The following is a 23,587-nucleotide window of genomic DNA, read 5'->3' on the forward strand; positions in this document are numbered from 1 at the left end:
TATTACGCTTTGTCATAACGTATAGTTTACCGCTAAACACGCAATAGCGTTATTTTACTATCAACAAGCTCTAGTTTGATAGTACTTCTACATGGCTATCTTGCCCTTTGTAACGGTACCGTTGGAATGCAGCAACGATGGTAGGTGTAAATACCAATGACAAAATTACGGAAAACCCGACACCACCCGCAAGTACAACTGCTAATGGCGGCCAAAAGCTTCCTTCGCTAAACAGCAACAGAGGAATAAGGCCACCCACAGTGGTAAATGTAGTGGAAAGAATGTGGCGACTGCAGCTCATAGTTTCTTCAACAATAGCTTTGGTATTGCCTCTTTTGGCGTCTGGATTAGCATTAATGGCAGCGATAACTACAATGGACCCATTAATTGCCACACCGATAAGGCCAGCGCTTCCCAATAAAGGGTTAAATCCAATAGGCAACCCTGATATCCACAAGCTCAGCATACCAAGTCCAACTGACAAAATTGCTACAAGGCCAATTACGCCTGCCATGCGAAGACTAGTAAACGTAAGAATAAGCGTGGTTACCATCAATACCAATAAAACTGGCGCATAAGTCGCTAACTTACCCAGAGCTTGCTGCTGTTCATCAGCATCACCAGCAAGGTGAATTCGATAGCCTTCTGGCAATATTAATCGAGACTCGAGCATACTTCGCAATTGATTACTGGCGTCAACGGCAGGCACACCTGGCAGTAAAAACGCTTGAATACGATTGAGTCGCTCACCGTTTACTCTAGTGATACTGCTTGTTGCTGGCTGCAACGTCAATGTAGTAACTGCAGCAAGTGGTGACCATGAAATGGCATTGTCACCATTTACAGGAATAGGCATGACATCTACGCCACTTACATTTTTCCTGTAGGCCTCATCTAGACGAACGCGTACTGGAATTTCCTCTGTACTTTCCAACACTGAGCCGCCCGTGATCCCTGAAAAATTCACCTGCATTTGACTCGCTAACTCTGCCAGCGACAAACCAAGAAATGAGAGATTATCACTGCTGGCATTTATTTTAAGCTCAGGTTCGCCCATTGATATACTGGCAGTTGATTGTGAAATACCGTCAACCTCTGACATTAACATGCGTACTTGGTCGCCTAAGTCATTTAAAATATTTAGGTCGGGGCCATATACTTCAACTTCTACCGGAGCCGCAATAGGCGGACCTTGACCGAAGGCCCGCACCACAATTTGAATTTCTGGGTATTTCACATCTAATTCACGTTGAAGCTTACCCACTAAGATTGCCGCTTCCTCAACGGTACTGGTATTAATCACTGCGTTTGCAAAGTATGGCGTATTGTCACGTGTCATGGTTTGATTATAGTAAACAGAAGGGGCGGAACCTCCTACCAACCAAGTGACTTGTTCAACGCCTTGCTCGCCTCTAATAGCCTTATCAACACGTTGAACGTAAGCCGCCGTATTGGCAATGCTGCTACCCTCTTTTGTCCACAAGTACACTTCAAATTGATCCCTATCTGCACTTGGGAAAAACACGCTCGGTAACGACTTCGACAACACAAAGCCCGATAGACACAAAGCCACAACAACGGGGATCACCAATACTGGTTTCTTAATCCACCAGCCCAACTGTTTGCGAAAAACCAGACTGAGTGCGGGCGCTTGTAAGCCTGTTTTCCACCAACTTTTTTCAGTCGAACTAATAGCATTGTTATCGTGCCTTGGTAAAAATCGTGCGGCCAGGGCGGCAATAATAGTAAGAGAAATGAACAACGAGCCAATTAGCGCCATTACAACACTAATAGCGATAGGCCCAATGAAGTCGCCAATGTTTCCATCAAGTAAAAAAATTGGCATGAAGCCCAATATGGTGGTTAGCGTTGAGGCCAGCAGTGGCGCAAAAAGATGAGAGACGCTTTTAGCCATGGCCCCCACCCGTGTTAACGCCGTATCTTGTAAATTTAGACGTATTTCGTCGGTGATAACAATGGCGTTATCAATCAGTAACCCGATGGCGATGATCATGCCAAATATAGACATTTGGTGTATTTGTTCATCGTAGAAGCTCAATGAAAATAGCGCGAATGCTGCGCAAAGCGGAAGTGCCAGCCCCACAATCCATGCGGCGCGAAACCCCATGAATAAAAGAATAACCAACATCACCACAGCGCAACCCATGAGCAAGTTCATCGACAAGTCAGATAAACGCGTTGCGGTATATTGATTTTGTTCAAACGCCACGGTAACGGTTAATGTACCCGCAAAGTCTCGATTAAATTGCTCAACCACTCCCATGGCATTTTCAGTCCAAACATCTGAGCGTAACGATGGTTGCATTCGCGCGGCAACAAATATTGATTCATCACCATTTAGATAAGCGATTTCGTCTCTTGGGGTAGTGTAGCTGCGCGTTACCGTAGCCACATCTTCAACTCGTAGATAACGCCCTTGCGCGTTTATCAATGGAATTGAAGCAATCATATTAACGCCGTCTAACCCATCTCCTACAGTAAAGCGCAGATTACTCTGCTGAGTATTTAACATACCGGCGGGTAACTTGGGGTCGGCTTGCTCAATGATGCGACTTACTTGCTGTAGGTTAAGTCCGGTTGCGGCCAGTTTAATTGGGTCAATATTGACACTAATTTCTTCTTTTGGCTCACCGTATACCCTTACTAATTCGGTGCCGTGAACATTTCGCAAGCGATCGGTGAGCTCTTGAGCCAGCCTTGCACTTAATGTAATTGGCGTAGTCTCTGGGTGTGTCGCACGAAGAGAAAGCATCAAGGTAAATGCTGTGGCGCCACGTTTATCATCAAACACAGGCGCCATGGCACCTTCTGGAAATAATGCAGAGGCGGCACCAATAGCATCGCGAATTTCGCTAAAGAGCTCTTCATTGTTGGTGTTATTTATCCAGTCTTGTGTCTCAATTAATATGACGGATACACCCGCACGCGAGGTTGATTTGACCTCTTTGATCTCGAAAATTTCTCTGAGTCTGTCTTCCAGTACATCACTCACTAACGCTTCTACGCGCTCTGCTGAAGCCCCCGGATATTGGGTCACGATTAGCGCATTTCGCGTGTCGATTCTCGGATCTTCAATTCGTGGCAATGAACCTAATGCAGATAGCCCTGCTGTCATCAGTATGATAATACTCAAGACTAATAGGTGACCCCGTCGATAGAACAAGGTATACCAAGGATAGGGCTTTTTATTCTCAACATTAAATGTGTTCATTAATGTGCACCCATTTGACGTTGGCTGGGTAATGACACTATTTGTCCTGGTGCTAGTTTATGAGTACCTTCGTTAACGTACATCTCACCCTCTTTGAGTGCCCCCCTCACAAAAGCTTGGTTCCCATCGGTATAAACAACCTCAACCACGCGCGCTTGCAATTTTGGCGGTTGCCCGTCAGATAACACAAACACACGCCAAAGCCCTCGCAGACCGTTGCTCAAGGCACTTACCGGTAACCACGCACCGGTTTCGGAATGTGACCTAGAGCCATTTAAAATAGCCATGTCACCAGGGCGTACACCTTCATTGCCATTTAGTGTCACTAGAATATCGACTGTACGGGTTTGTCTGTTTCTTTGTGGTAATTGCTGTTTAATCACACCTGAAACTGTACTCTCACCCACATTTACCGTCACGGTAGTATTAAGTGCAAATTGTGAGATCACGTCAGCAGGTACAGCAAAGCGCGCTTGATAGTTATCTAAGCTAGTCATACCTAAAACGGGCGTACCCGCTGCAACAACGCTACCTTCGTCAATAAATCGCGCATTAACCATGCCATCAAACGGAGCAAAAAGTGTGGCTTTCTCTATTTCAACAAGTAAGGAATTTATTGCGGCTTCTGTTTCTTGCACTCGCGCTGTCGCCACTTTTACATTGGCATTCACTTCATCTAAACGTTGTATGGATTCAAGTTTTTTACTCACTAAATCTACAGTTCTATCACGACTAACACTAGCTAAATTTAAGTCAGCTTGTGCCCTCGCCAACGCGGCCGAAAGCTCTTGTTTTCTGGCCATGAGTCGCTTCGTGTCCTGGCGAGCAAGTACGTCACCCGCAGAAACCCAATCACCTTCTTCAACACCAACCTCAAATACCTGCCCGGCAATATCGAAAGATACGGAGGTGGCTTTGGGTGATTCGATTAAACCGAAGATATTAACCGGTGTTTTAAACCCTTGTTGAACACTTACAATGCCTGTCGACACGGATACAGGCGTTCTTGCTTCTGGTGTTTGCGTAGCGTTGCCTATACCTGCAAAAACAAGCAAAAATACTAGCGCAACTGTAAACGCGGCAATTGCAATAACGAGTTTAAACTGGCCTTGACCCAATGAAACCTTCGCCGTTGTCATGTAAATTCCTTAAAATAAATCGAAGCTTGTAAGCGCCACTGGAAACGCGCTAGATCCAATGAATAAGTACGCACACTCATTGCAGTACAACACTTTTTGTGTTGAAACCTATAATGCGTTGCGAGCAAAATTTGCATACTATTTACGCTATGCTAGTATATAAATACTAGACCGTCTAGTTTGATAATTATAAAAATTGATAAAAGTGAGTAAAAAGTGACTACCACAAGAAAGCAAGGTCGACCTAAAAGCGAAGAGAAATACAGACTTATCTTAGATGCTGCTTCTTGCTTATTTCTTCAAGAAGGCTTTGCAAATACCTCCATGGACACCGTAGCCAAAGCCTCTGGAGTATCAAAGCAAACCGTCTACTCTCACTTTGAAAGTAAAGATATTTTATTTCAGCACGCTATCACGTCGAAGTGCCGTTCATATCAGTTAGACACACAGCAACTACTTGAAGTCTATTCTGGCGACATGCCTTTTCGGCAATGTATGCAAAAAATCGGTGGCCAATTTGTACGTTTACTACAAGACCCACAAGCCGTAGCAATGTTTAGAGTGGTTATTGCGGAGGCTGTTAATAATCATCACGTTGCCACCCTTTTCTATCAAGCAGGCCCGTCTGCGTCGCTGGCCACATTAAGTGACGTTGTAGAGAAATATGCTGAAGGGAAGATGCAACCCGAACAGGCAAAAGAACTTGCCCTTGATTTTTGTTCACTACTAAAAGGTGAATTTCACACTATGATGTTGTGCGGTATCCAATCTGCCTTAAGCGAAGAAGAAATTGCTCGCCACGTGAGTAAAGCCGTAGAAAAGATAGATCTACTGTTTAACCATTATTTAAGTCAGCACTAGACCTTTTTTGTAGTCAACGCCATTAGCGCCTTGAAACAAGCTTTTCTTTGCCCCGCATTGTTTTAAGTAGAAAGCTTATCAATCGTTTTACGTTGGGTTGCGCTTTTTTAGAGGGGTGAGTCAAAATCCACAAGTCTGCATAATTCTCCCGAGCCTGTGAAAACTCAATGAGATTGGGGAATTGTTTAGCGATGTAATGAGCGCCTCTTATCATTCCCAAACCTGCCGATGCAGCTTGATGGCGTAAAACCAAGTCTTCAATCGCAAGAGAAATAGGGGCGTTGGGGTAAGGTGTCTCGCTTAGCCATTCTGGTCTATGGTCAACATTTTCTGTTATCCACGAAACCTCTTTATTTGCGCGCCCAATTAGATAGTCCTTATGCATAAAGTAGCCTAAAGAAATAGGGTACATTCGGTGACCAACCAGATGCTCATCCGGCGAGTCTGATGCTCTTATCACCACATCCGCTTCTGATTTTTCAAGATTACTGAGTGCGTAAGTCGTATTGATACTAAGAGTGAGTTCGGAGTTTACCCGCTGAAACTCATGTAAATCCTCTAATAAAATACACTGCAAAATAGACGGCGGCAAAGACAGCGTGATGCGCTGTTTTGCTTGCTTCATTGAGGCTTGGATATCATTCAAACGTGCAGTAAAGCAAGCTTCCATACTTTCAGCAGCGCGTAAAAGATGCTGGCCTACTTCGCCAAACACCACATTCCCTTGAGAGAGTACACAAACATTAACGTTATAACGCTGATTTAAGCTATTGAGCCTGCGTGATACAGTAGTGTGATTAACACCTAATTCCACCGCTGCCCCTCTCAGGGTTTTACCACGCTTTAACGCAAGTAGCAGTTGAAGATTATCCCAGTTTTCCATGCCCATAACACATCAGTAAAGATGTTATTAAAGTAATGTGTTTCTCGCATCGTGTACAGCAAAGGCGGCTATTTTCCATTCACCATCAATAGCGTACACATAGTAGCTTGCACCAACCTTGTTATAGAGTTCTCCTGACTTGGTATAACGCTCTGCAATATTACTCACAAGTGCAATATTCTCATCTAGAAAGTGAATATTCACCTTACCCCACTTTACATAACTGACACCGCGCTCCTTGAGTTGCGCTAAGAATACTTGTACCTGCTCATTCATTTGCGTTTGACTTATCGCCCGTGGTGGCGAATTAGATGACATCAGCATTACCGTATCAGTGTAAAGTTGCGGATAATTCGGCAAAGAGTCCGTTTTTAAGAACTGATTGTATTTGTGCATATAACCATCAAATAAATGGGCTATTTTGTCGCTATTCGTTTCTGCTGATAATTGACCAGTAAAAAAGGAAAGGCTCAAAAGTATTATTAAAACGTGTTTGTTTTTGCGGTACGCGTTTGTAACTAGTTGTAATCTCATAGTGCTTACTCTTATTAAATTTTCAATGAGTTTAGCAAGCAAAATAGGCGCTTAAACGGATTGTTTTGCATCTTGTTTGTTGCATTGACGCACCAGCACATTACTTCGCAGATAGAGGTAGAAAAACGGCATTCACAGTGTCAGCTTTGATGACTTATAGCATTGGGTATTATACACTAGCGCCGTTTTCGTTGATGATTGAGTAACTCATGTCTGACTTTACCGGTAACCACATTCTTTCGGTTAATCAATTCGATCGCGAGGCTATTGAGAAGGTCTTCTCAGTTGCCATTTCCATGCAACCCTATGCCAAACGTCAAAAGCGCACGACCGTTTTAGATGGCGCTATTCTCGGCAATCTTTTCTTTGAGCCAAGTACTCGTACTCGCGTAAGCTTTGGTACCGCATTTAATTTACTTGGCGGTGAAGTAAGGGAAACCACAGGTATGTCGAGCTCGGCTCTCGCTAAAGGTGAATCCCTGTACGATACCGCCAGGGTATTAAGTGGATATTCAGACATTATTGCCATGCGTCACCCAGCAGCAGGCTCAGTAGCAGAGTTTGCAGAAGGTAGCCGCGTTCCTGTTATCAATGGCGGCGATGGTGCCAATGAACACCCCACGCAGGCATTGCTTGATTTATTTACAATCAAGCGAGAACTCGAGTACAACGGTCAAGGTATCGATGGGCTTCATATCGCTATGATTGGCGATTTGCGCTATGGCAGAACGGTGCATTCATTGTCGCGTTTATTATGTTTATTTAAGAATGTTCGCTTTACGCTTATATCGCCCAAAGAATTGGCAATGCCCCAGCCAATCATTGATGCTATAGTTAATGCCGGCCACCAGCTTACTGTCACCGAGACGCTAGAAGGTAATATGGATGCGGACATTTGTTACCAAACCCGTATTCAAGAAGAGCGCTTTCCATCTCAAGAAGAAGCCAACAAATATCGTGGCAAATTTAGACTTAATCAGTCTATTTACACCAAACACTTTCAATCAAAGACCGTTATCATGCATCCACTTCCACGAGATTCACGTATGGAAGCCAACGAATTAGATAACGATCTAAACCTCAACCCAAACCTTGCCATTTTCAGACAAACCGATAACGGTGTGCTGGTTAGAATGGCACTTTTTGCCCTCACGCTTGGCGTAGACCATTTGGTATCCAAGTATGAACGGGACGTGGTTTGGTACAGCAATAAGAGTAAGTAATTACATGCAGAAATCTGAAGCCCTTTTTAGCCGAGCTCAAAAAACGATCCCCGGTGGCGTTAACTCGCCCGTGCGTGCATTTAAAGCGGTTGGCGGAACACCTCGCTTTATCACAAAGGCCGACGGTGCCTACATGTGGGATGCGGATGGTAAGCAGTACATCGATTATATTCAGTCTTGGGGGCCAATGATCTTAGGTCACAACAACCCACAGATCCGCGAAGCGGTAATTGCTGCTTCACACAATGGCCTTTCATTTGGTGCTCCTACTGAAGCTGAAGTGATCATGGCTGAAACTGTTAGCCAGCTCGTGCCTTCAATGGAAATGGTACGCATGGTGAATTCAGGTACTGAGGCCACTATGTCTGCTATCCGCTTGGCAAGAGGCTACACCAGTCGCAACAAAATTGTGAAGTTCGAAGGCTGCTATCACGGTCACGCAGACTCATTGTTAGTAAAAGCGGGCTCAGGTGCCCTGACCTTAGGTGTGCCTAGCTCACCAGGCGTACCTGCCAATGTGGCGGAGCACACTTTGACCGTTGAATACAACAATATCGAAAGTGTCAAAGCTATCTTTGAAGCCCACGGTGATGATATCGCCTGCATTATTGTAGAGCCTGTTGCAGGCAACATGAACTGTATTCCGCCTGTTGAGGGTTTCTTGGAAGGCCTACGTTCAATTTGTGATGAATATGGAAGCGTGCTTATTTTTGACGAAGTGATGACAGGCTTTCGCGTTTCACGTGGTGGGGCTCAAGAGCGTTATAACATCAAACCCGATCTTACTTGCTTAGGCAAAGTAATAGGTGGTGGCATGCCTGTGGGTTGCTTTGGTGGTCGCAAGGACATTATTACGCATATCGCACCAACGGGCCCTGTTTATCAAGCTGGTACATTGTCTGGTAACCCTGTTGCTATGGCAGCCGGTCTTGCAGCAATGCAACAAATTCAGCAACCCGGCTTATACGATGCTATCTTTGAAAATACCCAAGTATTGGTTGACGGTTTCCAAGCGATAGCTGACAAGCACGGTATTAGCTTAACAACGAATATTGCCGGCAGCATGTTTGGTATTTTCTTCACCGATGTGAAGAAGGTTACTAACTATAAGCAAGCCATTAACTGTAATACAGAACAATTCAATAAGTTCTACCACGGTATGCTTAACGAAGGCGTGTATTTAGCACCAGCATCGTATGAAGCGGGTTTTGTGTCTAAAGCACATGATGCCGATATCATTGAAAAAACCCTTGCAGCAGCAGACAAGGTTTTCGCTACCTTGTAATAGCGTTTTAGTACTATTTATTACTAGAATACCCTTGTCTGCTGAAAGGCGTACAAGGGTATTTTTTTAGACGGTGCATAAGCGCTAGAGACCTAAGCGTTTAACTTTTTGGCGCTAGTTTTTTGCTGTTAGCTTTTTTGGTATTCGTTTTTTTGTACTAGCTGTCTGATAGCTTGGCTTGTTGCCGAATAAAGTTTACTGAAGGAGCGAAAAAGGCCGCGCCTGTTTCCGCGCTTGTAAAATCAAGCCACCTGTCGTAATCACCTTCTCCATTGCCATAAATTTGGCTGTGAAGCATGTCTTTAAATGGCCTTGCGCTGGCACTACAGCTTACAAAAAACAGTCCTTGTGAAGCCATATCCCCATAAGGCATGCCTTGCTTAATGAGCCTCGGTTCATCGCCATCAACACTTGTACTACTTGCACGTACACTATGCGATGACGCTGATTGCTCACTGCTTACTAAGTTGTGCTCTTGCGTTGTACCCATTACCTGTTCTTGCTGCCTACTAGACAAGCTATTCCAACGTCTTAAGTCATGACGGAAACGTTGAACATGAAGATAGCTGCCACCAGAGAAATCGGGGTCATCCTCGCCAATGATGGCTACCTGCCGACGCTTCATGCCACGCGGGTTATCCGCCGCATAGATGAAGCCGTTTAAATCTCTCCCGTCGAGATAACGAAAGCCGCGAATTTGCTCGACTAACTCAACATGAATACGCAACAAGTCCATCACTTCAATACCTACCGCATGACAGATATCCAACCTATCCGCGCGTATTTGAATAAACAAATCGCATGGCATGGTAGGTGCACTTCTATCTTCGCATTGCATATCGGGAAAAGGGGTCAATTCAACAGGTATAAGCCCTGGGTAAACTTCAGCCCAATAACCCGTACCAACGGCAACAACCCCCGTCACCATGGCCTCATAATGCTCATTTTCAAAGTGTTCAAATATATCCAACACACGAGACAACTTGGCTCGCACCGCTTCGCTGTCTTCGTCGACAACGTTCAACAGTAAATACTGTGCGTGCAGATTAGGTTCAGCACAAATGCCTTTTTGTGGTTGTGTCATTGTTGCTCTTATTGTTATTGATATAGCCTATGTATGGCTTACTTTTGCACTTATTGCTATGTCTTAATGTGCATTTTCAATTCGGTGAATTATAGTGTGCTCAATACCCAGCGGCTTGTCCATCTTTTCGACTTTCAGATGCGCCATAATACACGCCTTTTTGTGCATCCCACGCAATGGCTTGATAGCCGCCAAAGGCGCCGACAACACGCTGAAGTGTGTGTCCTCGTTCCATTAACTCTCGCTGCACCGTTTCGCTAAACCCCGATTCTAAACTGACATAGCCGCCATCTAACATTAACTCACCTGTTGGGCTACTTGAGCCACTATGTAGGATCCTAGGCGCATCGCCCGCTTCCTGAATATTCATGCCAAAGTCTAAAATATTCACAATAATTTGCGCATGCATTTGAGGTTGAGTACCGCCACCCATTACGCCAAAGCTCAAGACTGGTTTGCCGTTTCGCGTAACAAAGGCTGGAATAATGGTGTGAAACGGGCGCTTGCCGGGTCGATATTCGTTAAAATGGCCCTCTTCAAGGGTAAACATTTCACCGCGATTTTGCAGAACAAAGCCTAACCCAGGAGGTGTCATCCCTGAGCCCATCCCGCGATAATTACTTTGGATCAGCGATACCATGTTGCCGTCCTTATCTGCAACAGTCAGATAAATCGTATCCCCTTCATAAATCCCCGCATCCACGTGCTTTGCTGCTTTTTCCGCATCAATGAGTTGTTGTCGCTCTTTGGCGTATTCTTTAGAAATTAACCATGGTACTGGAATGTCATTAAAATCGGGATCAGCATAAAATTTCGCCCTATCTTCAAACGCCAGTTTTTTCGCCTCAACGAACGTATGAATGTAGTCAGCGGAGTTAAACCCCATTCCCTCTATATCGTAGCGCTCTAGAATATTGAGAATTTGCAGTGCTGCAATACCTTGACCATTTGGTGGCAACTCCCAAACATCGTAACCGCGATAATTCGCCGACACAGGCTCAACCCACTGTGAGGTGTGAGAGGACAAATCTTGGTATGACAAGAAACCTCCCTGCGCTTTCATGTAGGCATCAATTGTGTGAGCAATATCCCCTTTGTAGAAAGCCTCTCTTCCGCCAGTGGCTATTTTTTCATAAGTAACCGCGAGGCCTGGATTTTTGAAGATATCGCCTTTCTTAGGTAATTTCCCATTGATAAGGAAGGTCTCGGCAAAACCGTCATAATGACCTATACGGTTATTGTTCATTTCCCAATAGTATGCAATGAGTTCAGAAACAGGAAATCCATTTCGCGCATATTCAATGGCCGGAGTAAGTATTGTCGCCATCGGTAACTTGCCAAATTTTTCATGCAATTCAAACCAGCCGTCTACAGCGCCTGGAACCGAGACTGGCAGAGGCCCGAATTTAGGTATGACATTAAACCCTCTCTCAGCAAATACTTCTTTGGTAAGCTGACGAGGAGAGCGACCTGACGCATTAAGGCCGCTGAGTTTTCCCTCTTTTGCGTCCCAAACAATGGCAAACAAGTCGCCACCCACACCGCTGCCTGTTGGTTCAACAAGACCCAGCATAGCATTGGCGGCAATTGCGGCATCGACGGCACTTCCACCTTTTTTCAAAATATCAATGGCAACCTGCGTAGCCAAAGGCTGACTGGTTGCAGCCATACCATTTTGGGCAATCACCTCAGAACGACTGGCAAATGGCTTGCCTGTTACACGATCATACGCCAAAGCGGATGTGTTAGTGAAAATTGTAAAAAGGCAAATCCATCGAGCGATTTTTGACATGTCATTCCCATTGCAGATTTATTAAATGTTCTTATCGTTTTTATACTTCTAGAGCGTGTTGACCTTTGCATCACGTTTTTGCAGCATGTTTTACTTATATCTTGTTGCCTTATAACAGCTTCGTTTTTCGACACCTTGCAAAACTCGTTTTAGTGTAGCCTTTATGACACAGGGTGTAAAAACGAAAAAAGCCTCGCAATTGCGAGGCTTAATAAAAGTAATATAGGCATTATAATTGTTGTTGTAGTTTGCCTAATCGAGACTTCTTAAGAACGGCCGCTTGTGAAATCAGGGTATGCTTCTAGACCACACTCACTCATATCCACACCGTCAAACTCTTCTTCTTCGCTAACACGGATACCCATGATTGCTTTAAGTGCTAACCACACAACTAAGCTTGCTACGAATACCCATACGAAAATAGTTGCTGCACCAATTAGCTGGCCAGAAATGCTTGAACCGTCGTTTGTGAAAGGAACAAGAATTAGACCTAAAAGACCAACAACACCGTGTACAGAGATAGCACCTACTGGGTCGTCAATCTTAAGCTTATCAAGACCAACAATCGCCAGTACTACTAAGATACCACCAAGACCACCAAACAATGTTGCTTGAAGTGGAGTAGGTGTAGAAGGCTCAGCAGTAATTGCAACAAGACCAGCCAACGCACCGTTTAGCACCATAGTTAGGTCTGCTTTGCCGAATAAAATGCGAGCTACAATTAGCGCTGCAATTGCGCCACCGGCAGCCGCTGCATTAGTGTTCATAAACACAATTGCTACTGCGTTAGCGCTCTCAACTGTTGCAGTTGCCAATACTGAACCGCCGTTGAAACCAAACCAGCCCATCCAAAGAATAAACGTACCTAATGTTGCTAGTGGAAGGTTTGCACCAGGAATAGCGTTAACTTTACCGTCTGCAGTGTATTTACCTTTACGTGCACCTAGCACAAGTACGCCCGCTAATGCCGCAGCAGCACCTGCCATATGAACAATACCAGAACCTGCGAAGTCAGAGAAACCAAGATCACCTAGCGTATACATACCAAATACTGCTTCGCCGCCCCATGTCCAAGCACCTTCCATTGGGTAGATGAAACCCGTCATCACTACCGCAAACGCTAAGAATGCCCATAGCTTCATACGCTCAGCAACGGCACCAGAAACAATTGACATTGCTGTTGCTACGAAAACAACTTGGAAAAAGAAGTCAGCAGAAGGTGCGTAAGTTGCAGGATCTTCAGCAACATCCGTTGCACCGTCGGCCATAATACCGCTAAGGAATGGACCCCAGTCGCCACCACCGTACATGATGCCGTAACCACAAATCATGTACATGGTACATGCAATAGCATACAACGTGATGTTTTTAGTTAGAATTTCTGTGGTGTTTTTAGCTCGAACAAGGCCTGCTTCAAGCATGGCAAAGCCCGCAGCCATCCACATAACCAGCGCACCGCAGATTAGAAAATAGAAGGTATCTAGCGCATACCCAAGTTCAAAAGTGATTTCCATTATGGTTTTCTCCGCAAATATATCGTTGTGGCTTACAGCGCGTCGCTATCCGACTCACCAGTTCGAATTCGTACGGCGTGTTCAAGGTCGTAAACAAACACTTTGCCGTCTCCAATTTTGCCTGTTTTGGCAGCGCCCACTATGGCTTCTACAAGGCGATCTACTTGGTCATCTAAAACTGCGATTTCCAATTTAACCTTTGGTAGAAAGTCCACTTGATATTCCGCTCCGCGGTATAATTCTGTGTGTCCCTTTTGACGTCCAAAGCCTTTCACTTCGGTAACGGTCAAGCCGTCAATACCGATTTCAGAAATGGCTTCACGAACATCATCTAGCTTGAACGGCTTGATGATAGCTGTGACTAGTTTCATGAGTTGCTCCCGGTTTGTTTTGGTTATTCTGCGAATAGTGTTCGTATCAAGATATAAACCAAGAGCCATGCCACAAATATTTATTCATTTAAATCATATAGATAATCAGTTTTAAGTACTCTAATCTCGAATTTATCGCACCACAATGGTGCACCAAGCATTGATTGCCCAAAAATAAAGCAGGGTAGAAATTAGGGCGATGAGTTAGCGAAAAAGTAGGGTGAACATACCTTGAGGAACTAATTGGCAAGAGAGGTGGTCTGTTTACTGCTGCCCGTCGACTACTATGAGCACCATGACCACGATAACCGATTCTTTCTTCGCGCCCGAGCGCAATATTGAGTACCACGCTAGCAATAAATCATTGGCGTGGAAGTCATTATTTTCATCTTCGGTAGCTCATATCATAGGATTCGTCATCGTCATACTGATGGCTCAAATAGATTTAGAGAAGAAAAAGGCACAAGTACCAACGCCCCCTGAAGTGTTGCAGGCTATTCTTTACACACCATCGATGAAGGTTCAAGAATTACCTGCGAAGAGTGAATCTAACGCGGCAAAGCATACCGATGCACTAAAAGAAACCACATTGCCGGCAGACGTAAATAACAATACACAACCCGTTAAAGAGGTAACCTCCACGGCAAACAAGCCCCAAGATGTCATACAATCAGCGGCTGAATCTAGCAATACAGAGCCACCACCGGTCATTGAGTCTGTGCCAAGCCAACAACAACCAACAAATGCTAATCAACGCGCAGGAAGGTTTAACGTTTCAGCAAAAGGCGCTGTTAATCAATACTTTAATTCTTATAATAGTCAACAGGTTGAGAGCGAAGCTGCCTTTGCTGCCCGTGAGTATCAACAAAATAAAAGCAGCCCGAATATTATTGACCCTCGCAAGGGTGAAGATATCTCAGATACCCCACCTCGCCCCGTTAAGCGTGTGAACTGTTCTAGTACCACCAATAAAACCCTTGCCATACTCAGTGGAATAACGGGTGGAACCTTAGAGTGCACCAAAATGGACGATCACAACCGTTTCATCGATGCCCGGGTGAAAAAGCGTGCTAATGAAGGGCGTTAACTATATACAGCTTGGGTATGGGCCACACAGACTTACTCCAATTTCCCAAGAACAATTACACCGTTTTGCTCAAACATGTTTAATGACGTTTTCTTTGAATAGGTATTAAGCCACTTAGTATAAAGTAATCTGTAATCTTCAGATTGTTTGAAAGTATCAGCAGCAAACTTGAGTTTATTGAGTAATGTTTGATCGGAGCCTTGCTTTGACATGGCCAAATAGGTTGTTGCTTTTTGATAAGTAAACAATTTTTTGAAACCTTCACAAGCATCATCAAGTCCATCGCAAATAATATTTGTGCCGCCATCTGACAAGAATAAATAATCTGCGTGACCATTGGTGAGTTGCATCACTACTTCAGCCCAAGTGTCCATGGGCACATCTAAGTGCCCCGCCGCTTTAACAAGTTCTTGACGAAAGTCTCCTTTCAAAACGGCAATACGGCTACCTTTAGGCAATTCCTCAAGAGACGTTGCGCTTCCCTGATAATCAGCACGAACGAACACGGAATACGCATTCTGAGTTATGGGTGTTATCCAATGAAACGCATCTTCTCGCTCCGGTGTTCTCGCTAGAGAAAAAACAAGGACATCTGGCTTCATTGCACTTTCAACGAAGATGCGTTGCCAAGGCGCTGTTAAGATCTCCGTCGATAAATCCGCTTGGCGTAAAATGCTTTGCACCAGCTCGACAGCATATCCCTTTAACTTGCCACGCCGGCTCCTTTCGCTAAACAACGGCTCTAACTTCGTAATTACCCATGGCTTTGAAACATTGTTCTCGTCTTTTTCAATTCTACCTAGTGCTATAACACCTTCAATCTCGTTAGCATCAGCGGATATCTCGGTAAGTGTTGGAAGCCAACGTTGAACGAGTTTATCGAAGGCTGGCGTTTGGGCAAAAGCTCTTGCTGTTTTGGTTAGCCTATCTGCTATCACCTTATTTGCTTTAGTTTTAGGCATGGCTATATAGCTATATTGAATATTGTGGGTATGCCTCCGTGAAAGCGATGTACAGTCCAGATGTTTCTGTTTACAAATCACATCCATTCCAAATTCAGAGAAAAAAACCGCATCAACCCGCCCTTTAAGCACAGCACCAATAGCTTGCCCCCATGTATTGTATTCAACCATATTAAATTGCGCATACTCTCGACCAAGTTGAGCTCGGTAATCGCCGCGCATAACAGAAATAGATAAGGTTTTATTTTGGTTGGTCAATGCCTCAATATTGACCGGTTTAGGGCCGTAAATACCTATGACATTTGCCGTGAGCGGGGCCAACCAGTAAAAATTATTTTCTCGTTCAGCAGTGCGGCCTATTCCCGTTGCAATTAAACGTTCCCCTAACTTCATACGTTCAATTAAACGAGCAAATGGCAAAGGAGTAACTTCAGCCTCAATACCCGCAGCATTGAGAATGGCGCGAGCGTAATCAACGGAATAACCATTAACGGTTCCGTCGTCTTGAAACTCACTAAAAACAGGCGTATTGCCCGACAGGACAACAAGAGATTCTTCAGCTTGAGTAGCAAACGTAAACAGATTAACCAACAACCAGCTACTCAGCATTAACCAACGTATCACCAATCAAAACTCTCCTTGTATAAACTGATGTAATACTAGACTAAAAAGTAAACGAAAAACAAACGGTATGTGTTAGAGCGTGTTGACCTTCTCGGTACACTTTATGTTCATACCAAGTGAGTTTCAGGCAATGAACGAGTTGCGTGGTTTGGTTATTCCAAATTAGCAACGAGAGAAGCAGTATGGGGCTTGCTTGGATAGCCCCTTCAGGTAGCAATTGCTTAGCATGTTCTTTGCTTTAGTGTTTGGTTTTTTCATAATGTGATAAAGGCACAGTTCAACTTATGAACGTTTATAAAATCCTGGTGACTGTCCAAAATAGGCCTTGAACCGACGTGTAAATGACGTGACATCGTCGTAACCTACAGAAAGTGCTACCTTTAATATTGGCGTGTCCGTATTGCTCAATAAAGCTTTCGCTTTTTCCATCTTCGTTTTTATTAGGTAAGCGCGTAAACTCATACCCGTCGTTTGTTTGAAGCGCACTTTGAATTGCGTTTCTCCCATACACGCAATACTCGCTAAGGTATTCAAGTCGTGTTGCTGCGTAAGATCCTGATGAATATGACTCAATACAGGAACAATCCGTTTGTCCGCATTCCCACCTTTTTGAGAAGTGCTAAGTAGTGCATAAAATAACGTTATAATTTCGTTTCTAGCATCATCAGCAAAATGATTAAGCTGGATATCAACGAAGTTCAAAAACGCCTGAAATGACGCATTGACTTGAAAGATAGGCTGCTGTTTATTTTTAAAGTTTGCAGGCACGTCGTTTAAGTCTGCTACAACAAATTTGCACAGCTCATTAGCGCGAAACGTATGTACCTCAAGAGGCGAAATACATACACCTTCACCCACCCCGACTTTGCCTTCAAAATTATCTAAGGCAATTTCAATATGTCCGTTTATCGGCAACACAAACTGATAATACCCATGAGAATGACTATGCATTGTCCTTGTGTACGAACGAATAGACAATGACGGTGTAGTTTGTTCAGACATGACAAGGTTACGCGCTTTTTTAAAAAATATATCTATCATCGAGTTTCGCAATAAGGCATTTCAAGTGCAAATAACAAAAGCCTGTTGCCAACGATTAGCAGCAAAGCGTATGCTTTAATTACAATAATAACTCAAGGAAACCCACCGTGGCCGCAGCCAATTTACTTGCACTTTTAGATGATATTGCCACTTTGATGGATGATATTGCCACCATGTCTAAGGTAGCTGCTCAAAAAACAGCAGGTGTCTTAGGTGACGACCTTGCCGTAAATGCCGATCAAGTTCAAGGTGTTAAAGCAGATAGAGAGCTGCCCGTTGTTTGGGCGGTGGCTAAAGGCTCTTTACTCAACAAAGCCATATTAGTGCCAGCTGCGTTAGCCATTAGTGCTTTTGTTCCTTCGCTGATAACCGTGTTACTGGTATTAGGCGGTTTATATCTTTGTTTTGAGGGCGCTGAAAAACTACTGCACAAATATTTGCCTCATGAAGATGAAATTGAAGCACGAGAAGCGCGAATAGAAGCTTTATCTCAAGGCGATGTAGATATGGTTGCCTTCGAGAAAGATAAAATAAAAGGCGCTATACGTACCGATTTTATTCTATCTGCGGAGATCATTGTGATTGCTCTAGGTACGGTTAGCGATGCTACCTTAACCACCCAAATTGGTGTGTTAGTCGCATTGAGTTTTGCCATCACGTTGGGAGTTTACGGCCTAGTTGCAGCACTGGTAAAAATGGATGATGTCGGCCTGTATATGCTGCGAAAATCACTCACTGGTACCATGAATGGTTTTCAAAGAATCGTTGGTCGCAGCTTACTTGTAGCGGCACCTGCATTAATGAAAACGTTAGCGGTTGTTGGTACGGTTGCCATGTTTTTGGTCGGAGGCGGCATTCTTACGCACAGTATAGGCTTTTTGCACCACGTCACAGCATGGTCTATATCAATAGTACCTAGCCTACCTTTGGTTATGTCTGTGTTGGCTGACGGCGTAGTAGGAATAGTTGCAGGTGCGATAATAGCAGTGCTTGTCAGTTTTGCTTCTAAGTTAAAAGGTTAGTGTACCTCAAAGGTTCATACGCTCTAGTAGATTTCTAGTTGCTTTCGTTTGCAGCGTTGTTTCGATTTTGAAACAACGCTCTAGTAGCCTTCTTCCTATCGTTTTTCTTACTTTTCTTCCTTGAATTATCTTTTTACTACCCTTTCTTAACTGTCCTTTCTTATCTGGCTTTTTCTCGCCCCAAAACAGGCGTTGGCATTTTTGACCACATTTTTAAAAATAATACTAAATTTTAGTATTTGAAATTTACAGCATTCTTCTAGTAAAAATAATTTTGAAAATTAATCCCAATAAAAACAATAACATAAGCCATTTTGAAGAATTGGCACAACCCTCGCTATAAACTAATTGTTAATTGATAACGACTTAATATCGAAACCTTTAGCAATACGATAGCTGCCACGCAGTATGTTTCAGTGCAGTGTCTAACTTTTTAATTTGGAGAATACTATGTTTACCGGTCGCAAACTTTTCACTGCACTTACTTTAGCTACTAGCGTGATGAGTGCATCTGCATTTGCCAATGATAGTAACCTTATTGCTCACACCAACTTTATCGTTGATTCAGCAGTGATAGATGTTAAGCAAAATTTGGAGCTTGGAGTTACTTACGATGTACTTACTGCAAGCAACGCCTTTGAACCAGAAGTTGACGAAGCCAACACGTTAGTTGCAGAGATAACGATCACTAATATTGAACCTGTTAGCTTAGATGACAACGACGCATAAGGAGTTTGCAATGTTAACTGCCAGTACGCTATTCATGTTGGTACTAGGCCCGTTTATTGCCTTTTCGGTCAGTGCCTTACTATTTTCAACCGCGCGGTTGTTTTTACAAAAAGGTCACTAAAACGATGAGGCTTTGAAAAAGCCTCATGATGTAAAAATTTGTTCCCGTTTGCCTTCCCTGGGCCTTAGCTCCAGAGGGAGATAGAAAGCACGACATCGCGCGACGATAGTATGTTTTCTATCTTCTTACTGGGGCCTTTTTTTATCCGAAAAGACGCTCCCACCAGCTTTTCTTTTTCTTCTCGTCTTTCTTTTTAACCGGTCGTCCTGAACAATCTTGCTGTGGCGGTGGCAACACATCCAAAATTGCAGGAACACTTAAACTACCAGCACAGCCAGCAACCACGACAGCGCCCGTTTTTGCATCGAAATGCGCAATTCCCAGCCCTTCAGGGAATCGTCTTGAAAGCGACTTTGGCGACTGTGATTTCATATAGTTGATGAACACAGGCAGCGCACCACCTGCGCCAGTTAAATTAATGGATTGATTATCATCATTACCCACCCAAACCGTAACAACATGGTTTCTGTCAAAACCGCTAAACCAACTGTCTCGGTAGTCATCCGTAGTACCGGTTTTCCCTGCCATATTCACACTACCAAAATTTGCACCTAACCGTTTGGCTGTGCCTTCTGTTGTCACTTTATACAATGCGTAATTCAGTAGATATGTCGCGGCTTCATCTGCCCGTTGTGAATAAAACTCAGCCTTTTGCCACAATAAATTATTTTCAGCAGTAACTACTGACGTGACTGTGTGTAGTGGTACGTAGCGCCCGTTGTTAGACAGCGTCTGATACATTTGATTGGTAACAAAGGGGGTTAGCTCGACGGCCCCTAAGGTTAGCGAGGGTACTTGCTCAACTGGCGTTGTAACACCTAGGCGTTCAACCGTATCAGCAAGTGCGTCTAATCCCACCTGCATACCTAAATTTACCGTTGGAATATTTAATGACTCGGTTAACCCTTGAAGCAGCGGAACTTGACCACGAAATTGCTTATCGTAATTTTGTGGCGACCATTGTTTACCATTTCGACTTTCTAGGGTGATAGGCTCATCACCCAGGGGGGTGGCTAAATTGAACTCTGTGGGATCTTCAAGTGCCGTTAAATAAACCGCAGGTTTAATTAATGAACCTATAGGACGCTTTGCATCAAGCGCTCGGTTAAAGCCCTTAAATTCATAATCTTTCCCTCCCACAATTGCACGCACTTCACCACTAGCACTATCTGTTACAATCATGGCACCTTGAAGCTCTGCTTTTCTGTCTTTTTGTAACCCATTTAGCGTCCCTGCAAGTGCCTTTTCAGCGCGACGCTGCGCAACAATATCAAGGGTTGTAAATACCTTCACACCAGAGTCACGCAAGCTAGGCTCGGCTAAAATTTCATTCAATTCACGCCTAACTTGTTCCATAAATGCAGGGTGTTTGCCACTCGCTAAACTGGCACCACTAGCAAGCCCTAGTGGCATGTTTACATAACGTTCGTATTGTTCGCGATTGATTTCATTTTCGTCAAACAACATACGCAACACTAGATCTCTTCGCTCTTTAGCGCGCTCTTCATATTTGCGCGGATTGTAATAAGACGGGCCTTTAATAATGGCTACAAGGGTGGCAATTTCTGGCACGCTCAACTCATTGGCAGGGCGGTCAAAATAAAAATAACTCGCCAAACCAAAGCCATGAACAGCCATGTCGCCGTTTTGTCCTAAAAACACCTCATTGAGATAAGCCTGAATAATCTCTGACTTGCTGTAACGAGCATCAATAATTACCGCCATGAGCGCTTCTTTTGCTTTACGGGTAATTGAGCGTTCACGGCTTAAGAACATATTCTTAACCAGTTGCTGAGTAAGCGTGCTTCCACCTTGTACCGTGCGCCCGGCAGCAATATTCGCCATGAGTGCACGTAAAATTGATAGGGGCGCAACGCCATGGTGATTATAGAAATTGCGATCTTCCACCAAGGTTAACGCCTTAGGCAGCATATCGGGAATGGTGTCTAGTGTGACTAACATGCGGTCTTCTTGTGAACCGCTGGTCATTCGCGTTACCAACCAAGGCTCAAGCTTAACACTGCCAAACGGCCTACCTTGTGATTTGTCATAAATTTCACCAATACGCGCCCCACTCCACGTTATGACTAAATGACGAAGTGGCTCACGTCCTTCAGGGAACTGAAAAGCACGCCGCTGTATATTCAAAACTTTATTTTGATAGCTGTATTCACCACTATTATTAGCGAACGTAACCTTGCGATAGCCCAGTAGCTTAAGTTCATCAATTACTTCTTGAACGGTAATTTCTTCACCTTTGCTGAGCTCTAGTGGGCGAGCAAAGATCTGTGCAGGCACTTCCCATTTATTCCCAGAAAAAGCGTGCTTAATTTGCGCATCAAGGTAAAAGGCATACGCCCCCAATACAATTAGGCCGACAAGGCACATGCGCCAAAAAAGGGTAAACAGTGAAGCCCTCAAGGTTGATGGCTTCGCCTTTACCTTAGAAGCTGCGCTACTTTTTCCGTTTGAAGATGAAGTGTCTTTTGATTGTCTTTTTGCCACAAGAAAACGCCATGAAGAAAATTGAAAGCTTTCGCACTAAGTGCGAATAGAGCGAGATAGAAAACTTTTATCAGCGTAAACATTACCACTCAGGCCTGCTTGCAACAACTCAAAAGCACTAGGCGATAATGATAAATGACAGGAGACTTGCGAAATTTACTCGCGTTTAGCAGTGACATTGCGATAGCATGCCCTTAGCGACGTTTTTGTCAGTACAACGTGTTATTGCCACACCTTGCTGGAAATAAAAACAATGGAACGAGTAAACGTCCTCTGCCAGCAACACAGGAAATGTATTATGGGTTTAGTGTCTTCTCAGGCTTCTTTGTTATCTCGCTTTTCTTTTAAACCAAGCGCTTTTCGAACTACGCTAGCACTGCTGTTAAGCAGTGTTTGGTTGAACTCAGTACAGGCCAACGAAGAATTTGCTAGTTGCACAGCCGACCTTGCACAGAAAGCCAAGCAAGAAGGTATTAGTCAGGCCACTATCGATCACGTTTTTCCTCATCTCGTACATCAAGATAGAGTCATTGAGCTAGATAGAAGCCAACCGGAATTTGTACAAACCTTTCCAGGATATTTCAGCAAACGTGTTACACAATGGCGAACGGACAAAGGCAAAGCCATGTATGCCAAACACAAAACGCTTTTGCAAGAACTCAGCAATAAGTACGGTGTTCCACCGCATTACCTACTTGCCTTTTGGGGTTTGGAAACCAACTTTGGTACCTACAAAGGTAAGATGCCTGTCTTAGACTCACTTGCCACTTTGGCCTGTGACAAACGCCGTAGCAGCTATTTTACGCAAGAGTTCTTAGTTGCAATCAAGCTACTTGAGCGCGAAAACTTAACCCGCGAAGAAATGATAGGCTCTTGGGCTGGCGCGATGGGTCATACACAATTTATGCCTTCAGCCTATACCAACTACGCTATCGATGGCGACGGTGACGGACAAATAAACTTGTGGGCAAGTGAAGAAGATGCATTGTCATCAGCGGCCAACTTTTTAGCTAATTTAGGCTGGGAAGCTGGCTATCGCTGGGGTCGTGAAGTTCAATTACCCAAAGACTTCGACTATCAACTATCTGGTTACAAGAACAAGCGCCCTTTGACAGATTGGAACAATCAAGGGCTTAAAAAAGCGAATGGCGATGCACTTGGCGAAGGTGACACCAGCGCTTATGTTATTGTTCCTGCCGGCCACGAAGGCCCAGCATTTATCGCTTACCACAACTTTAGAGTGATCATGCGCTGGAACAACTCTGAGTTTTACGCTATTGCAGTTGGTGTGTTGGCAGACAAAATTGCAGGGGCATCTGGCATTAAAGCATCGCTACCTGATCTTCCCGCCTACAGCAGAAAAGACATTATCGCGCTGCAAAGTAAACTAAGCGAACTGGGTTTTGATGTAGGAAAACCCGATGGCATTATTGGGCCTGCTACGCGTGAAGGTATTCGCAATTATCAAATTGCACACAATATGATTGCGGATGGCTTTCCTAGCTTAGACGTTATGGCAGCTCTAAATGTCAGTCTTGAGCGTGACAAAAAAGACAAAGATAGCGAAGCCTCTTAAAG

Annotated in this window: 18 protein-coding genes; 7 read left to right on the plus strand and 11 right to left on the minus strand. The window is 44.1% G+C overall.

Annotated features, from left to right (window positions below; translation table 11 throughout):
* Positions 1 to 70 precede the first annotated feature (70 nt).
* Positions 71 to 3,232 (minus strand): efflux RND transporter permease subunit, encoded by a 3,162-nt coding sequence (locus tag EYR97_RS09915; protein WP_131093667.1) that lies wholly within the window; start codon positions 3,230 to 3,232, stop codon positions 71 to 73.
* The gene (locus EYR97_RS09920) at positions 3,232 to 4,371 is read right to left on the minus strand and encodes an efflux RND transporter periplasmic adaptor subunit (RefSeq protein WP_131093668.1); all 1,140 of its coding nucleotides are present in this window, start codon (positions 4,369 to 4,371) and stop codon (positions 3,232 to 3,234) included. Before EYR97_RS09920 ends, EYR97_RS09915 begins: the two co-directional genes overlap by 1 nt.
* A gap of 216 nt (positions 4,372 to 4,587) precedes the next feature.
* Between EYR97_RS09920 and EYR97_RS09925 the strand changes: the two genes are divergently transcribed.
* Positions 4,588 to 5,232 carry a TetR/AcrR family transcriptional regulator gene (locus EYR97_RS09925; RefSeq protein ID WP_131093669.1) on the plus strand — a complete coding sequence of 215 codons (645 nt, stop codon included), beginning with the start codon at positions 4,588 to 4,590 and terminating at the stop codon, positions 5,230 to 5,232.
* 22 nt (positions 5,233 to 5,254) lie between these two features.
* Here EYR97_RS09925 and EYR97_RS09930 read toward each other — a convergent pair whose 3' ends face one another.
* Positions 5,255 to 6,115, minus strand: a complete 861-nt coding sequence (locus EYR97_RS09930) for a LysR family transcriptional regulator (protein ID WP_131093670.1) — start codon at positions 6,113 to 6,115, stop codon at positions 5,255 to 5,257.
* A gap of 27 nt (positions 6,116 to 6,142) precedes the next feature.
* A complete protein-coding gene (locus tag EYR97_RS09935) occupies positions 6,143 to 6,649 on the minus strand; it encodes a hypothetical protein (protein WP_242634972.1) in 507 nt (168 codons plus the stop codon).
* Positions 6,650 to 6,858: 209 nt separating this feature from the next.
* Here EYR97_RS09935 and EYR97_RS09940 point away from each other — a divergent pair, with 209 nt between their 5' ends.
* Entirely contained in the window at positions 6,859 to 7,872 is a 1,014-nt protein-coding gene (locus EYR97_RS09940; protein ID WP_131093671.1) for an aspartate carbamoyltransferase, read from the plus strand.
* A gap of 4 nt (positions 7,873 to 7,876) precedes the next feature.
* Entirely contained in the window at positions 7,877 to 9,157 is a 1,281-nt protein-coding gene (gene hemL, locus EYR97_RS09945) for a glutamate-1-semialdehyde 2,1-aminomutase (RefSeq protein WP_131093708.1), read from the plus strand.
* A gap of 157 nt (positions 9,158 to 9,314) precedes the next feature.
* Here the strand turns inward: hemL and EYR97_RS09950 are convergent, their stop codons facing one another.
* The 4 genes from EYR97_RS09950 to glnK all read right to left on the minus strand — a co-directional run bounded on the left by EYR97_RS09950 (position 9,315) and on the right by glnK (position 13,918).
* Entirely contained in the window at positions 9,315 to 10,241 is a 927-nt protein-coding gene (locus tag EYR97_RS09950) for a Dyp-type peroxidase (protein WP_131093672.1), read from the minus strand.
* Positions 10,242 to 10,341: 100 nt separating this feature from the next.
* Positions 10,342 to 12,033, minus strand: coding sequence for a gamma-glutamyltransferase (gene ggt / locus EYR97_RS09955; RefSeq protein WP_131093673.1), 1,692 nt, complete (start codon positions 12,031 to 12,033; stop codon positions 10,342 to 10,344).
* 266 nt (positions 12,034 to 12,299) lie between these two features.
* Positions 12,300 to 13,547, minus strand: a complete 1,248-nt coding sequence (locus EYR97_RS09960) for an ammonium transporter (RefSeq protein ID WP_131093674.1) — start codon at positions 13,545 to 13,547, stop codon at positions 12,300 to 12,302.
* Between the two features lie 32 nt (positions 13,548 to 13,579).
* On the minus strand, positions 13,580 to 13,918 hold the full coding sequence (gene glnK / locus EYR97_RS09965; RefSeq protein WP_131093675.1) for a P-II family nitrogen regulator: 339 nt from the start codon (positions 13,916 to 13,918) through the stop codon (positions 13,580 to 13,582).
* Between the two features lie 295 nt (positions 13,919 to 14,213).
* Between glnK and EYR97_RS09970 the strand changes: the two genes are divergently transcribed.
* Positions 14,214 to 15,005 carry a hypothetical protein gene (locus tag EYR97_RS09970; RefSeq protein WP_131093676.1) on the plus strand — a complete coding sequence of 264 codons (792 nt, stop codon included), beginning with the start codon at positions 14,214 to 14,216 and terminating at the stop codon, positions 15,003 to 15,005.
* Between the two features lie 32 nt (positions 15,006 to 15,037).
* Here the strand turns inward: EYR97_RS09970 and EYR97_RS09975 are convergent, their stop codons facing one another.
* Positions 15,038 to 16,591, minus strand: a complete 1,554-nt coding sequence (locus tag EYR97_RS09975; protein ID WP_131093677.1) for an ABC transporter substrate-binding protein — start codon at positions 16,589 to 16,591, stop codon at positions 15,038 to 15,040.
* A 282-nt stretch (positions 16,592 to 16,873) separates the two neighbouring features.
* Positions 16,874 to 17,632: an AraC family transcriptional regulator gene (locus EYR97_RS09980; protein ID WP_242634973.1), complete on the minus strand. Its 759-nt coding sequence runs from the start codon at positions 17,630 to 17,632 to the stop codon at positions 16,874 to 16,876.
* A gap of 107 nt (positions 17,633 to 17,739) precedes the next feature.
* Between EYR97_RS09980 and EYR97_RS09985 the strand changes: the two genes are divergently transcribed.
* Positions 17,740 to 18,654: a DUF808 domain-containing protein gene (locus EYR97_RS09985; RefSeq protein ID WP_131093678.1), complete on the plus strand. Its 915-nt coding sequence runs from the start codon at positions 17,740 to 17,742 to the stop codon at positions 18,652 to 18,654.
* A 450-nt stretch (positions 18,655 to 19,104) separates the two neighbouring features.
* Positions 19,105 to 19,383, plus strand: coding sequence for a hypothetical protein (locus EYR97_RS09990; protein ID WP_131093679.1), 279 nt, complete (start codon positions 19,105 to 19,107; stop codon positions 19,381 to 19,383).
* A 262-nt stretch (positions 19,384 to 19,645) separates the two neighbouring features.
* Here EYR97_RS09990 and mrcB read toward each other — a convergent pair whose 3' ends face one another.
* Positions 19,646 to 22,009 (minus strand): penicillin-binding protein 1B, encoded by a 2,364-nt coding sequence (mrcB, locus tag EYR97_RS09995; RefSeq protein WP_131093680.1) that lies wholly within the window; start codon positions 22,007 to 22,009, stop codon positions 19,646 to 19,648.
* A 298-nt stretch (positions 22,010 to 22,307) separates the two neighbouring features.
* Here mrcB and EYR97_RS10000 point away from each other — a divergent pair, with 298 nt between their 5' ends.
* Positions 22,308 to 23,585 carry a lytic murein transglycosylase gene (locus tag EYR97_RS10000; RefSeq protein ID WP_131093681.1) on the plus strand — a complete coding sequence of 426 codons (1,278 nt, stop codon included), beginning with the start codon at positions 22,308 to 22,310 and terminating at the stop codon, positions 23,583 to 23,585.
* Positions 23,586 to 23,587 lie beyond the last annotated feature (2 nt).

The sequence above is a fragment of the Alteromonas sp. KUL42 genome (assembly GCF_006538325.1).
Lineage (GTDB): Bacteria > Pseudomonadota > Gammaproteobacteria > Enterobacterales > Alteromonadaceae > Alteromonas.

Coding starts and splice junctions, on each gene's coding strand:
- EYR97_RS09915 (WP_131093667.1), bottom strand. CDS start 3,232: ATGAACACATTTAATGTTGAGAATAAAAAGCCCTATCCTTGGTATACC.
- EYR97_RS09920 (WP_131093668.1), bottom strand. CDS start 4,371: ATGACAACGGCGAAGGTTTCATTGGGTCAAGGCCAGTTTAAACTCGTT.
- EYR97_RS09930 (WP_131093670.1), bottom strand. CDS start 6,115: ATGGAAAACTGGGATAATCTTCAACTGCTACTTGCGTTAAAGCGTGGT.
- EYR97_RS09935 (WP_242634972.1), bottom strand. CDS start 6,649: ATGAGATTACAACTAGTTACAAACGCGTACCGCAAAAACAAACACGTT.
- EYR97_RS09940 (WP_131093671.1), top strand. CDS start 6,859: ATGTCTGACTTTACCGGTAACCACATTCTTTCGGTTAATCAATTCGAT.
- hemL (WP_131093708.1), top strand. CDS start 7,877: ATGCAGAAATCTGAAGCCCTTTTTAGCCGAGCTCAAAAAACGATCCCC.
- EYR97_RS09950 (WP_131093672.1), bottom strand. CDS start 10,241: ATGACACAACCACAAAAAGGCATTTGTGCTGAACCTAATCTGCACGCA.
- ggt (WP_131093673.1), bottom strand. CDS start 12,033: ATGTCAAAAATCGCTCGATGGATTTGCCTTTTTACAATTTTCACTAAC.
- EYR97_RS09960 (WP_131093674.1), bottom strand. CDS start 13,547: ATGGAAATCACTTTTGAACTTGGGTATGCGCTAGATACCTTCTATTTT.
- glnK (WP_131093675.1), bottom strand. CDS start 13,918: ATGAAACTAGTCACAGCTATCATCAAGCCGTTCAAGCTAGATGATGTT.
- EYR97_RS09970 (WP_131093676.1), top strand. CDS start 14,214: ATGACCACGATAACCGATTCTTTCTTCGCGCCCGAGCGCAATATTGAG.
- EYR97_RS09980 (WP_242634973.1), bottom strand. CDS start 17,632: ATGATAGATATATTTTTTAAAAAAGCGCGTAACCTTGTCATGTCTGAA.
- EYR97_RS09990 (WP_131093679.1), top strand. CDS start 19,105: ATGTTTACCGGTCGCAAACTTTTCACTGCACTTACTTTAGCTACTAGC.
- EYR97_RS10000 (WP_131093681.1), top strand. CDS start 22,308: ATGGGTTTAGTGTCTTCTCAGGCTTCTTTGTTATCTCGCTTTTCTTTT.